11 protein-coding genes and 1 pseudogene are annotated in these 12,689 nt (G+C 72.1%); 4 read left to right on the top strand and 8 right to left on the bottom strand.

From position 1 onward, the window contains the following. The first annotated feature begins 268 nt into the window (after positions 1-268). Positions 269-1,231 carry a quinone oxidoreductase family protein gene (locus tag ACZ6QO_RS32935; protein WP_465856566.1) on the top strand — a complete coding sequence of 321 codons (963 nt, stop codon included), beginning with the start codon at positions 269-271 and terminating at the stop codon, positions 1,229-1,231. Positions 1,232-1,382: 151 nt separating this feature from the next. Here ACZ6QO_RS32935 and ACZ6QO_RS32940 read toward each other — a convergent pair whose 3' ends face one another. The 6 genes from ACZ6QO_RS32940 to ACZ6QO_RS32965 all read right to left on the bottom strand — a co-directional run bounded on the left by ACZ6QO_RS32940 (position 1,383) and on the right by ACZ6QO_RS32965 (position 7,438). Further along, entirely contained in the window at positions 1,383-2,231 is an 849-nt protein-coding gene (locus tag ACZ6QO_RS32940) for an SHOCT domain-containing protein (RefSeq protein ID WP_465856525.1), read from the bottom strand. Positions 2,232-2,461: 230 nt separating this feature from the next. Further along, positions 2,462-3,532, bottom strand: a complete 1,071-nt coding sequence (locus ACZ6QO_RS32945) for a PucR family transcriptional regulator (protein ID WP_465856527.1) — start codon at positions 3,530-3,532, stop codon at positions 2,462-2,464. Continuing rightward, entirely contained in the window at positions 3,532-4,332 is an 801-nt protein-coding gene (locus ACZ6QO_RS32950) for an ABC transporter permease subunit (protein WP_465856529.1), read from the bottom strand. The genes ACZ6QO_RS32945 and ACZ6QO_RS32950 overlap by 1 nt, the downstream gene beginning before the upstream one ends. Then, positions 4,313-5,218 carry an ABC transporter ATP-binding protein gene (locus tag ACZ6QO_RS32955; RefSeq protein ID WP_465856531.1) on the bottom strand — a complete coding sequence of 302 codons (906 nt, stop codon included), beginning with the start codon at positions 5,216-5,218 and terminating at the stop codon, positions 4,313-4,315. The genes ACZ6QO_RS32950 and ACZ6QO_RS32955 overlap by 20 nt, the downstream gene beginning before the upstream one ends. Positions 5,219-5,332: 114 nt before the next feature. After that, on the bottom strand, positions 5,333-5,689 hold the full coding sequence (locus ACZ6QO_RS32960; RefSeq protein WP_465856533.1) for a thiol-disulfide oxidoreductase DCC family protein: 357 nt from the start codon (positions 5,687-5,689) through the stop codon (positions 5,333-5,335). 36 nt (positions 5,690-5,725) lie between these two features. Beyond that, positions 5,726-7,438, bottom strand: a complete 1,713-nt coding sequence (locus ACZ6QO_RS32965; RefSeq protein WP_465856535.1) for a cobyric acid synthase — start codon at positions 7,436-7,438, stop codon at positions 5,726-5,728. 196 nt (positions 7,439-7,634) lie between these two features. On the opposite strand from ACZ6QO_RS32965, the gene ACZ6QO_RS32970 reads away from it, so the two are divergent. Continuing rightward, positions 7,635-8,594, top strand: coding sequence for an aminoglycoside phosphotransferase family protein (locus ACZ6QO_RS32970; RefSeq protein ID WP_465856537.1), 960 nt, complete (start codon positions 7,635-7,637; stop codon positions 8,592-8,594). Between the two features lie 201 nt (positions 8,595-8,795). Here the strand turns inward: ACZ6QO_RS32970 and ACZ6QO_RS32975 are convergent, their stop codons facing one another. Together ACZ6QO_RS32975 and ACZ6QO_RS32980 are read right to left on the bottom strand one after the other, a co-directional pair. Continuing rightward, positions 8,796-9,791 carry a cobalamin biosynthesis protein gene (locus tag ACZ6QO_RS32975; RefSeq protein WP_465856539.1) on the bottom strand — a complete coding sequence of 332 codons (996 nt, stop codon included), beginning with the start codon at positions 9,789-9,791 and terminating at the stop codon, positions 8,796-8,798. A 121-nt stretch (positions 9,792-9,912) separates the two neighbouring features. Beyond that, positions 9,913-10,713 carry a phosphotransferase enzyme family protein gene (locus ACZ6QO_RS32980; protein WP_465856541.1) on the bottom strand — a complete coding sequence of 267 codons (801 nt, stop codon included), beginning with the start codon at positions 10,711-10,713 and terminating at the stop codon, positions 9,913-9,915. Positions 10,714-10,966: 253 nt separating this feature from the next. On the opposite strand from ACZ6QO_RS32980, the gene ACZ6QO_RS32985 reads away from it, so the two are divergent. Both ACZ6QO_RS32985 and ACZ6QO_RS32990 read left to right on the top strand, forming a co-directional pair. Next, complete coding sequence (locus ACZ6QO_RS32985; RefSeq protein ID WP_465856543.1) at positions 10,967-11,710, top strand: ZIP family metal transporter; 744 nt, start codon at positions 10,967-10,969, stop codon at positions 11,708-11,710. A gap of 758 nt (positions 11,711-12,468) precedes the next feature. Continuing rightward, positions 12,469-12,689, top strand: a pseudogene (locus ACZ6QO_RS32990) (endo-1,4-beta-xylanase); the annotation flags it as partial.

Below are 12,689 nucleotides of genomic sequence, written 5' to 3' on the forward strand. Positions count from 1 at the left end.
CTGCGGATCGTGGCTGCGGCCGGTGCCCGGACGCCGCCGCCGCGTCGCGATGGACTGCGGCAAAGCCATTCTGGCCGTCCTGCAGGGCGCCCGCACCTGTGTATGGGCGCGGATGTGCGTTCGCGCGGGACGCGGACGCGAGATGGGCCGGGGACGGGGAGCGGAGATCACCCGGGACGGGCAGGGGAGACTGGAAGGGAACAAGGAACGAGCCGCCGATGATCCCCCGTCGGCGGACGATCGTTCGATCGTGAAGGAGCCCACCGCCATGCATGCCATCGTCGTCACCGAACCCGGAGACTCCGCCGCCCTCGAATACGCCGAGGTGCCCGACCCGGCGCCCGGTCCCGGCGAGGTGCTGGTTGACGTCGCCGCGAGCGGCGTGAACTTCATCGACGTCTACCACCGCGAGGGGCGCTATCCCCTCCCGACGCCCTTCATCCCGGGGTCGGAGGGCGTCGGCACCGTCACCGCCGTCGGCCCGGACGTGACCGGCGTCGCGGCCGGCGACCGGGTCGGCTGGGAGGGCGTGCTCGGCGGGTACGCGCAGAAGGCGGTCATCCCCGCCGCCAAGGCGGTCCCGCTGCCGGACGGCGCCGGCTTCGAGCAGGCCGCGGCCGTGCTCCTCCAGGGCTTCACCGCCCACTACCTCGCCACCTCCACCCACCCCGTACAGCCCGGCGACGACGTGCTCGTCCACGCGGCGGCCGGCGGCGTCGGGCTGCTGCTCACCCAGATCGTCAAGCTGCGCGGCGGCCGGGTGATCGCCACGGTGTCCAGCGCGGAGAAGGAGAAGCTCGCCAGGGACGCCGGCGCCGACGAGGTGATCCCCTACGAGGGCTTCGCCGAGGCGGTCCGCGGCCTGACCGGCGGCCGGGGCGTGCACGTGGTGTACGACGGCGTCGGGGCGGCGACCTTCGACGGCAGCCTCGCCTCGCTGCGGCCGCGCGGGCTGCTCGCCCTGTTCGGCGCGTCCAGCGGCGCGGTGCCGCCGTTCGACCCGCAACGGCTGAACGCCGGCGGCTCGCTGTTCCTGACCAGGCCGACCCTGGCCCATCACGTCGCCACGCGCGAGGAACTGCTCGGCCGGGCGGAGGAGGTGCTGGGCTGGGTGACCTCGGGCGCGCTCAAGGTGCACATCGGCGGCCGGTACCCGCTGGCCGAGGCCAGGCGCGCCCACGACGACCTGGAAGGCCGCCGCACCACCGGCAAACTGCTCCTGATCCCCTGATCCCCTGATCCGCGCCCTCGGGGTTCATCCGGAGGCGGCGCCCAGGTGGAAGACCAGGACGCCCAGGTAGATTCCGCCCGCTATCGCGATCACGTGCAGCGCGATCGCCCAGGCTCGGAGTGCCGTCTGGTTCCTCATCGCGTCCTCCGCTTCAGTGGGAGCCGTTGAGCAGGCGGGCCTTGGCGGCGGCGTACTCGGCGTCGTCGAGCCTGCCGTCGGCGTGCAGGGCGGACAGCCGTTCGAGCCGGCCGACCAGGTCGCCGGACGCGTCGCCGGCCGGTGCCGCGTCGGCCGGCGCGGCGTCCGCGGGGTCGAAAGCGACGAACCGCGAGCCGTCCGCCGGAGCGCCGTCCGCCGGGCGCGGGCCCGGCCGCGCCGGACGGCGGCTCGGCGGGGCGTCCTGTGGCACGTCACCCGGCGGATGGTCGGCGACCGGCCGGCCGGCGCCGTGTTCCCCGCGCTGGGCGCGGCGCCGGGTGTCCTCCTCCCCCGGCAGCACCACCGAGGTCGTCCACCGCACGCCGCCCGGCGCGGTGCGCACCGGCGAAGCGGGCGCCGTCCCCCAGAACACCGCCCGCAGGGCCTGCTTGTTGAACAGGAAGAGCAGCGGCACTCCGCCCATCAACACGAAGATCACTCCACAGACCAGGAAGCTCACGTCGAGGTCGGGGGCCGCCAGGGCGCTCTCCAGGAAGGCGTAGCCCAGGCTCAGGAACAGGGCCGGCCAGGCCAGCGCGATCAGCTTGGGCCCGACGGGCAGGGTGCTGAACAGGTAGATGAACGCCCCGGCGATGCCACCGAAGATGGAGACCGGGATGAGCCAGGCGACGCCGTCCGGGCACGGGGTGGTCACGGCGTACGGCCCGCCTGAGGCGCAGCTGCCGCCGAGACCCATGACCGTGCGCGACCCCAGGAACAGGACGGTCAGGCCGCAGCACAGGCCGCCCAATCCCACCAGGATCCCGATCGACTTCCGGACGAGTTGGACGGGGGTGATCACGCTCCGAATGGTAAGCCAGATGGCCGCGGCGGGACAGGACCAAACAGACCAGGACATCCCACGCCATTCTCGGTTCTCGCCACGGCGCATCGGGGGATCCCGTCCAGGAGGCCGGCCCGTCGGATCACGACCGACCAACGGCCGGTCAACGGCCCATCAGCGGCCCATCAGCGGCCGATCAGCGACGATCAGCGGCCGATCTGTGGCCGGCGCCGACCGGCGCCGGCCGTTCACCCGTCGGCGCCCGGGGGCCAGCCGAGCAGGCGGGCGCCGAGGACGGCGGTCTCCAGGGTGAAGCGCTGGGTCGGATCGTCCGGCGAGAACCCGGTGAGCCGGCGGACGCGCTCCAGCCGGTAGGTGACCGCCCGGGTGCTGATGCCCAGCCTGCGCGCGGCGGCCGTCTGGTTGCTCTGCGCCGCGAACACCGCCTCCAGCGTCTCAAGCAAGGGCCCGGGGCCGCCCCGCGCGCTCGTCAAAGGGCCGAGGACGGTGGTCACCAGATCCTCCATCGCCTCCCGGTCGCGTAACAGCACCGGGAAGACCAGCAGGTCGGCCGCCTTGAGCACCTGCGGGCGCAGCCCCAGCCGCTCGCCGAGCCCGATGGCGTCGCCGGCCTCGCGAAAGGAGGTCACCACCCCGCCCGGGCCGCGATGCGGACGGCCGACGCCCACCCGCCACTCGCCGGTGAGCGAGCCGCGCACGTGGTGGGTGAACTCACCGGTGGCCGCCGTCAGCGTGCCGGGCGCCACGCAGACCAGCAGCCCGTCCCGGGCGGCGACCAGGATGTTGTGCGAGCCGAACCGGGCGATGAGCGCCCGCTCGATGCGGCGGACGATCGGATCGCCCTCGCCGATCGGCTCGGCGTCCTTGGCCACGGCCACGACGTACGCCTCGGCCAACCGCAGCCCGAAGTGCTCGGCCCGCTCGGCCAGCCGGTCCGCCCGCCCCTGCAGCAGGTCGTCGATGAACTCGCGCCGCGCCTGCTCCTCCTGCCGCAGGGCGCGCAGCTGCGCCTCCTCGTACCCCTCGAAATAGGCTCCGAGCGCCCGCCGCACCGCGCCGAGCACCGGTGCCTCGGCCGGACGAGCGGCCAGCTCGGAGGCGAGCAGGCACGCCTCCGCCAGCGAACGCATCGGCACTCCCCGCTCGGCGGCGGCCGTCCCGAGCGAGCGCAGCGCCTCGACGGCGTCCCGGCCGGGCAGGCGACCGGTGGCCGAGGCGGCGGTGAGCACCGGAAGGCACCCTTCGAGCAGGTCGGAGGGCACCCCGGTGGCCTCGCTCACATGAGCGAGAACGTCCATCACACTCCTACGTCACGCCGGTCGAAGGACAGCACAGCGGTCAGGACGAGCACGGCCGTCCCGGCGAGCAGCACCAGGCCGTCGCCGACCGGCAGCCCGTTGGCCAGCGGATTTCCCTCACTGTAGTAGCGGAACGGGGACAGCCAGTTCAGCCACCTCATCACCTCGACGTCGGCGGCCAGCGCGTTCACCACGTAACCGGCGACCGCGTAGGCGCCCGCGACCGCCATGGCCGCCCCCTTGTTGCCGGTGGCCGCCCCCACGGTCAGCGAGAGCGTCCCGAAGAACAGCACCAGCAGGAACAGCATGACGTGCGCGGCGAGGATCGAGCCGAACGGGACGCCCAGATCCGCCGAGGCGCCGGCGGCGACCACCATGAGCAGGGACGCCACGGCGACGGCGAGCAGCCCGGCGGCCAGGGCCGCGAACCGCTCCAGGACCAGCCGCTTGCGGTCCAGCGGCAGCGTGAGCGTCAGCTCCAGGGTGCCCGACTCCTCGGGCGCCGCGATCGCCTTGTTGCCCAGGATCACCGCGCACATGATGAACAGCAGCGGCACGAACAGCTGGTAGATGATCGCTTGCAGGAAGCCGGAACCGGAGGTGATGTTCTCCATGCCGCCCAGGAGCTTGCGCACGCTCTCGGGGTACTTGGCCATGGCCACCTGGCTGTAGAGATCCGGGTTCGCCCGCATCTGCGGGAAGAAGGAGATGTACAGCCCGACGAACACGCAGATGCCGATCGTCCACCCGATGAGCGCGCGACGGTACTCGCGCAGCGTCTTAAGCACCAACGTGGGCATGGTGCACGTCCTCGCTGTAGTAGGTCAGGAAGATCTCCTCAAGGTCCGGCTCGGCCGAGACCAGGTGGACGACGGTGAAGCGCGCCGCCGCCTTGACCAGCGCGTCGGGCCGGCCGTCGATCGTGCAGCTCAGGGCCGCGCCGGTGATCCTCAGGTCCCGCACGCCTGGCAGGCCGCGGAACGCCTCCTCCGGGATCGGCGCGTCGAAGTGGAGCTCGATCTTGCGCACGGCCTTCTCCCGCAGCGCCGCGATGTCCTCCACCGCGACCAGCCGCCCGCGCCGGACGATGCCCACCCGGTCGGACACGTGCTCCACCTCGGCCAGGACGTGCGACGACATCAGCACCGTGCGCCCCGCCGAGCGGACCTCGCGCACCATCGCCAGGAACTCCTGCTGCACCAGCGGATCCAGGCCGCTGGTCGGCTCGTCCAGGATCAGGAACTCCGGGTCGTGCATGAAGGCCTGGATCAGGCCCACCTTCTGCTTGTTGCCCTTGGACAGCCGGCCCATCCTGACCGACAGGTCGGCCTCCAGCCGTTCGGCCAGCGCCTCGATCTTCCCTTTGGCGACACCGCCCCGGACACCGGCCAGGTACTCCAGGTACTCGCTCGCCTTCTCGCGCCCCTCCAGGGAGAGCTCGCCCGGAAGGTAGCCGATGCGGCCGCGGACCGCCGCGGACCGCGGGTCGGCGCCGAGCACCCGGGCGACGCCGCGCGTGGGCCGGATCACGTCCAGGAGCAACCTGATCGTGGTCGTCTTGCCGGCTCCGTTCGGGCCGAGGTACCCGAACACCTCGCCGGGGCGGATCTCAAGAGTGAGGTCCTCGAGCCCCCGGCGCTTACCGTAGAACTTGGTCAGTCCCTCGGTCTCCACCACTGCTGTCATGCATCGCATCCTGATGCCCGCGAAGACCGCGCGACAGGACCACTCCCAGACACCTGCACCCCCTCTTCCTTTCCAAGATCCGGCAACACTCCCCCAAACCGTGAGGGCGTTCGATCAGTCGATGGCGCAGGCGCCCGTGCCGCCGGGCAGGCGGTGACGGTAGCGGGCGATGAGGCGGTAGCCCCCCTCGGCGGCCCAGCTCACCGGAGGCGTCATCATCACCAGTCCGGCCGCGCGCAGGGCGGCGTGGGGCTGCACCGCGAGCAGCACCGCGACGGCGCGCGCCCCGTGGGCACGCAGCCCGCGCGGGCCGAGAAGCTGCACCGACCGGGTCACCTCGTCGAGGGTCAGCCCGTGGTCGGCCAGATCGAGTTCCTGCCACGCACGCGTCTCAGGCATGAAGGGAAGATGCCGGCGCCCGAAGTCAACGCACCGCCGGCAGAACCCGCAGTCGCCGTCGTATACCAGCACCCGACGATTCTCCCATACGCCCGATTCCGGCGGCGGTCATCGTCCCGTCCCGCCGGGAGGGAGCAGAGGCAGGCCGGCAGGCGCGCCGTCCTGGATGAGGGCGAGCAGCGCGCCGGTGTCCACATGCCGCTCGATCAGATCACCGAGCGCGTCCAACTGGCGTTCTCTGAGCGCGGCGAACGAGGTTCCGGGCGCGGGCACGAAACGCCGCCCGGCCGCCGCCGCCACCTCGGCGAGGAACGCGCGGCGGAAGCCGTCGTTCTCCAGCGCCCCGTGCCACGTCGTCCCCCACACCGCTCCGGCACGGCACCCGTCCAGGAACGGCTCCACCCGCCCGCCCGGCACCGTTCGCCCATGGCCGTCCGGCACCGTTCGCGCATGTCCGTCCGGCGACGAGAGCCCAAGGCCGCCGGAAGACCGTCCCGCATGGCCGTCGGCACCCGCGGGCCGTTCGGGCCAGTGGACGGTCACGGTCCCGTGGTGGATCTCGTACGCCGCGACGCGGCACCCGTACGCCTCGCCCACCGGCCGGGACAGGGTCTTGTCGGCGGCGAACTCGACGGTCGCGGGCAGCAGCCCGAGCCCTTCGACCAGTCCCGCGCCCGACTCGACCTCATCCCTGATGGAACGGGCGAGCATCTGGTAGCCGCCGCAGATGCCGAGGATCGGCCCCCGCCTGGCCAGCAGCGCCGAGGCCAGACCGGTGCGGCGCAGCCACTCCAGATCGGCGACCGTCGCCCGCGAGCCCGGCAGGACGACCAGGTCGGCCTCCCGTATCTCGCCGATCTCCGCGGCGGAGCCGACGAAACGGACCATGACACCCGGCTCGGCGGCCAAGGCGTCCACGTCGGTGAAGTTGGAGATCCGCGGATACCGGACCACCGCCACCCGCAGCACGTCCCCGCCCACCGAATCCGCCGCCCCCGGCGATCCTGGCGACCCGTCCGGCCCCGCCAACCCTTCCGGCCCGTCCGGCCCGTCCGGCCCGTCAGGCCCCGCCATCATCGCCGCCTGCCGACGGCTGTCCAGGGCGAGGGAGTCCTCCAGGTCCATCCACAGCCCGTCCAGCCAGGGCAGCACCCCGTACACCGGCCGCCCGGTCAACTCCCGCAGCATGTCCAGCCCAGGTTCGAGCAGTTCCTTCGCCCCACGGAACTTGTTGATCAGAAAACCGCTGATGAGCGCCTGATCGCCGGCGTCGAGCAAGGCGAGCGTCCCGTACAGGGCGGCGAACACCCCGCCCCTGTCGATGTCCCCCACGACGACCACCGGGATGTCCGCGGCGCGGGCCAGTCCCATGTTGGCGAGGTCGCCCGGGCGCAGGTTGATCTCCGTGGGACTGCCCGCGCCCTCGCAGACCACCACGTCATAGGACGCCCGCAGCCGGTTGTAGGACTCCAGCGCGACCTGCTTGAGATGGTCTTTGTAGGCGCCGTACTCCATCGCGTCGACGTCGGCGAGCGGCTTGCCGAGCACGACGACCTGGCTGCGCCGGTCGCTGCCCGGCTTGAGCAAGATGGGGTTCATGTCGGCCGTCGGCTCCACGCCGGCCGCCTGCGCCTGGGCGACCTGCGCCCGGCCGATCTCGGCGCCGTCGGCGGTCACGAACGAGTTGAGCGACATGTTCTGCGCCTTGAACGGCGCCACCCGCACGCCGCGGCGGGCCAGCCAGCGGCAGATGCCCGCCGTGACGACGCTCTTGCCCGCGTCCGACGTCGTCCCCGCGACCAGCAACGTCCCTTTTGGCACGAATCAAGGATGCCAGTGCCGATCACGACGCTGGAATCCGCGGTGCCGCGAGATTAATCCAGTGGCCGTCACCTGGGCCTCTGCACTTTGATGGTCTTCGTCACCGGCGGTTGCGACGGCTGCATCACCGTCGACCGAGACCGGTCAAACGCGCGCGATCGTCATGCGTGGGAAACACTCAAGGGAGGCGAGCGGAATGACAGTCGTCCCGGCGACGGGTGTGCGACGTCCCTGGCAGGACGTGCCGGACGAGTTGCGCGACGCCATCGAGTCCCACATGGGGGCGAAGGTGACGCGGGCCGTGACGCAGAACGGCGGGTTCTCCCCCGGCGTCGCCGCGCGCCTGCTCTTCCAGGACGGCCGCCGCGCCTTCGTCAAGGCCGTAGGCCCGACGCCCAACCCGTACAGCCCGGGCATCCACCGGTCGGAGGCCCGCGTCGCCGCGCTGTTTCCCCCGCAGGTTCCGGCGCCGCGGCTGCTCGCCTCCTTCGACCTCGACGGGTGGGTGGCGCTGCTCTTCCAGGACATCGACGGCCGCCAGCCGGCCCAGCCGTGGCAGGCCGGCGAACTGTCACGGGTCCTGGACACGCTGGACGACATGGCCACGCGGCTGACGCCGTGCCCGATCGCCGTCCCGTCCGCCTACGAGCGGCTCACCGGCATGTTCGATGACTGGCGCACCCTGGCCGCCGCCCGCGACGCGGGCGAGGACGATCTCGCCGGCCTGAGCCCCTGGGTGGTCGCGCACCTGGACGAACTCGCGGAGCTGGAGAGCCGATGGCCCGCCGCGACGGAGGGCGACACCCTCGTCCACGGCGACATCCGGGCCGACAACCTGCTGCTGACCGATGACGAGGTCTTCGTCGTCGACTGGGCGCACGCGTTCCGCGGCCCGCGATGGTTCGACGTGGTCGCGATGCTGCCCAGCGTGCGGATGCAGGGCGGGCCGCCGCCGGAGGAGGTGCTCGCCGGGCATCGCGCCGCCCGCGAGGCCGACCCCGCCGCGCTGACCGTCGTCCTGGCCGCGTTCGCCGGCTACTTCGCCTGCCAGTCCCGCCTGCCCGCGCCACCGGGCCTGCCCACCCTGCGCGCCTTCCAGCACGCCCAGGGCCAAGCCGCCCTGGACTGGCTGCGCACCCGCACACTCTGGCCCTGAACCGACCGACGTCCGGGGACCCACGACGGCGACCCACTAGTGGGCGGCCAGCGAGCGACGACGGCGACCGACGAGCTGGCGACCGGAGAGCGACGACCGGCGCGCCGCGACCGGCGCACCTCGTTCGCGAGCCGGCCGGAGTTGACCCGTGGACGGACACACCACTACTGAGCCGGACCCGGACCCGGACCCAGGAAAAGATCAGTGCGGGCGACGCCGTCCCAGAGCCCGTGCCGCTCCGATGGCGAGCCCCGCCGCGGCCAGGTTCACCGCGCGCGCCAGCCGCACCGACCTGGCGATGTCACCCACCGCTGGATCGCGCCCGTCGCCCAGTTCGGGACGGTGCTCCACCCTGCCGCCGTAGACGTTGCGCCCCCCAAGGCGCACGCCGAGCGCTCCGGCGAACGCCGCCTCGCACCGGCCGGAGTTCGGGCTCGGATGCCGGCGGCCGTCCCTGCGCAGCACCGCCGCCGCCTTCCCGGGTGAACCGCCGACCAGAGGCGCCAGCGCGCAGGCCAGCAGCCCGGTGATTCGTGCCGGTACATAGTTGGCCACGTCGTCCAACCGCGCCGCCGCCCAGCCGAACTGCTCATAACGGACTGACCGGTGGCCGACCATCGCGTCCAGCGTGTTGACAGCCCGGTACGCCAGGAGCCCGGGCACCCCGGCCACCGCCCCCCAGAACAGCGGAGCGACCACGGCGTCGGAGGTGTTCTCCGCGATCGACTCGACCGTGGCGCGGGCGAGCCCGTCGGCGGACAGTTCGGACGGATCACGGCCGCACAGGTGCGGCAGCCTCGCCCGCGCGGCGGCGATGTCGTCCGACTCCAGGGCACGCGCCATGTACGCCCCCTCCCTGCCCAGGGTGGTGCCGCCGAGCACCGACCAGGTGGCCACCGCGGTGAGCGCCACGCGCGCCGCCGGCGGCCGCCGGGTCAGCCGTCCGGCCGCCGTCGCCAGGACCGTCACGGCGCCGACGCACACGGCCACGTGGGCGACGCCCCTGCCGCGCGTCTTGTCGTACAGCCGCCGCTCCACGGCCGCCGCGGCCCGGCCGAACACGGCCACCGGATGCGCACCACTGCGCGGATCGGCGAACACGGCGTCCAGCACGACCCCGGCCGCCAACCCCACAGCCCTGTCCCGCCACGACCCCCCAGACACCGCACCCCCCGAACGCACAGCCCGCACGCCCATCGCCCCACCTGCCGAACGCACCGCCCGCACGCCCGTCACCTCACCTGCCGAACGCACGTTCCGCACCACCGTCGACCCGGCTGCCGAACGCGCGTCAGGCCAGACCTGCGCGGATCCCCGCCTAGACCAGATGGGCATGCAGATCGTCCCAGTTCGCGTCCAGCCAGGCCGCCGCCCTGCGGATGCGCTCCCCCGCGCCCTCCCGCCACATGCGGGCCCAGCCACCGCCCTCCCGCTCCGCCCGCGAGCGCATCGCGACGTACGAGCGGCCGAAGCGGAGCCTGCTCACCTCCAGCAACCGGCGCCGATCACGCGCGGAGAAGCCGTAGGCGTCGCAGAACAACCGCAGGCGCGGGCCCGCGTTCAGGCGCCGCTGCAGCGGGTCGCGGTCGACGGGGTCGGCGATGGGCGCCCAGTGGCGCAGCGTGGTGGCCACGTCGAAGAGCCGGGTCGTCGGGCGCGCCATGTCGAAGTCGATCAGCGCCCACGGCCTTTGATCGCGAAATATCACGTTTTCCGGGGTTATGTCGCAATGCCCAACCAGTTCGGGCGACGCGTCGTCCCGCGCCCCGTCGACCCACACGGCTCCCCGCGGGGGGACGAACCCTTCCACGGCATCATGGAACCGGCGAACCAGCACCGCGAGCCGCACCAGCACGTCATCGCTCACCACGTACCCCTGCAACGGACGCGTCGCCGCCTCGCCCGGAACGAAGGAGAGGATCTCCCGTCCCCGGTCGTCGACCCCGTATACCCGGGGCACCCCGTCGAAGCCCACCGCCTCCAGATGCCGCAGCATGGCGTGCACGGCCGGGCTGGACGCGCGCATCGGCCGCCGGACGGTGTCGCCCACGCGCACGACGCCCTCCGTCACATCACCGCCGTACAGGGGGACCTCAGGAGCTGACGTGCCGACGAACATGGCACGCCAGCATAGTCCTCCCCTTCCCCGCCAGATGACCTCTTCGTCCCATTTCCCCACCGCCCCACACTCACGACCCCGTTCGTGGAAGCTCGGGGCTCAGGACGCAGGGTTGGGGGCTTTGGCACCACAATCGGCACGCGTCCTCGGCACCGGCACGTGACTCCAGCCCCGGTCCCCCGCGGGCACCAGCCCCCGCGGTCGTGCATGTCCCCCGTCCGCTCTCCCATCCCAGGTTGTCTACGGTTACCCCATGCCCATCGCGCTGGCCTTCGCCGCCTTCGTCACAACCCTGCTGGGCGGACTCGTCGCGCAACGCGTCCGCGACCGGAGGCACATCGTGCTCGGCGCGGCCGCCGGCGTGATGCTCGGCGTGGTGGCCTTCGACCTCATTCCGGAAAGCCTGGAACTGTCACCCCATCGGCTTCTCGGCGTCCCCGTCCCGGTGCTCGCGCTGGCGGCGGGCTTCCTCGCCATCCACGTGCTCGAACGGTCGATCGCCGTCCACGACGTCCAGGACGGTCACTACGCCAGCCACAGCCACCGGCACTCCGCCGTCGGCCTCGGCGCAGGGTCGGCGCTGGTCGTCCACAGTTTCATCGACGGCACGGCGATCGGCGCGGCCTTCCAGTCGGGCGGGGAACTGGGCCTGGTGGTGGCCGTCGCCGTCATCGCGCACGACTTCACCGACGGCTTCAACACCTTCACTCTGACGACCCTGTACGGCAACGCCCGCCGTCGCGCCGTGATCCTCGTCCTCCTCGACGCCGTCGCCCCCGTGCTCGGCGCCGCGCTGACCTTCCTGGTCGACATCCCCGAGCCCGTGCTCGCCGGCTACCTGGGCTTCTTCGCCGGCTTCCTGCTCTACTTGGCGACTTCCGACATCCTCCCCGAGGCCCACACCACCGACCACCCCACGCAGGCCACCCTGCTGGCCACGATCGCCGGCACCCTGTTCATGTGGCTCGTCATCGGCCTGGCCGCACATCACGCATAGGGACCCGGCGCACAGGACGCATAGGGCCCGGCGCCGGCCCACTGGTCCGAACGAATCCGTCCGGTGCATGACGGCGCGACGGCGTAAAGGCGCGACGGCCGCGCCGAGGCGGCCGGCTCCTCGCCTCCGCCCGCGCGTCCGACGGCCCACGCGCAGGCGAGGGTGCGGTGCGGGTGAGACCAGCGAACGTGGTGTCGGCCCAAAGGTCTCACGGCACTCTTGTCGACGACGACGGACGTCCACGCGACGACGAATGTGCGAACGTCAGCAAGTTGTTCTGACGGACTCCCTCCCACATCTGAGGACGTTCGGTGGCGTTGCTGGGAGTAAACACAATCAGGTCCGCTCGGTCAAGGATCTGTCACATGGCTCGACGGAGCCCGCGGGCCGACGGTCATCCGCCGGGCGGTGCGCGCGCCATCCGCCCACGTCCGCCAGGAAACGGGCGCGATGCAACGACCATCGCCGCCATTTCCGCGAGCCGTGTCCCGAAACTTTCACCGTCATTTCCTCGGCACCACACGGGCTACCTCGGACATAGCCTTCTGGCACATCCGAAAGTTTCAAGAGGGGCTTGACACGTTTCAGATGTGTTTCCAGACTGAGCACCCAGGTTGCCCTTGTCAGTCGGTGGCGCGTTTCGCATGGGCCCTGGCTGCGACGTCCTGTGGTGTGCGTCTCCGTTAAGGACGCGACGTCGAGTCCGCGGATGAGTCCGCATTCTCTCCGTTCCCCTTATGCATTTCTGGAGTTCACGCATGGGCATGAACGACTCGGCCCCACCTGGGGTCCGCCGCGCCGGCGGTTTCCGCCAGGCGCTCATCGCCGGCGCTCTGGGCGTCCTCGGTCTGACCACCGTGCTCATAGCGCCCGGTCCCGCCGGCGCCGCCGAGAGCACGCTTGGTGCGGCGGCGGCGCAGAGCGGCCGGTACTTCGGCACCGCGATCGCCTCCGGCAAACTCGGCGACGGCAACTACAC

The sequence above is a fragment of the Sphaerisporangium sp. NPDC049457 genome, from assembly GCF_055586705.1.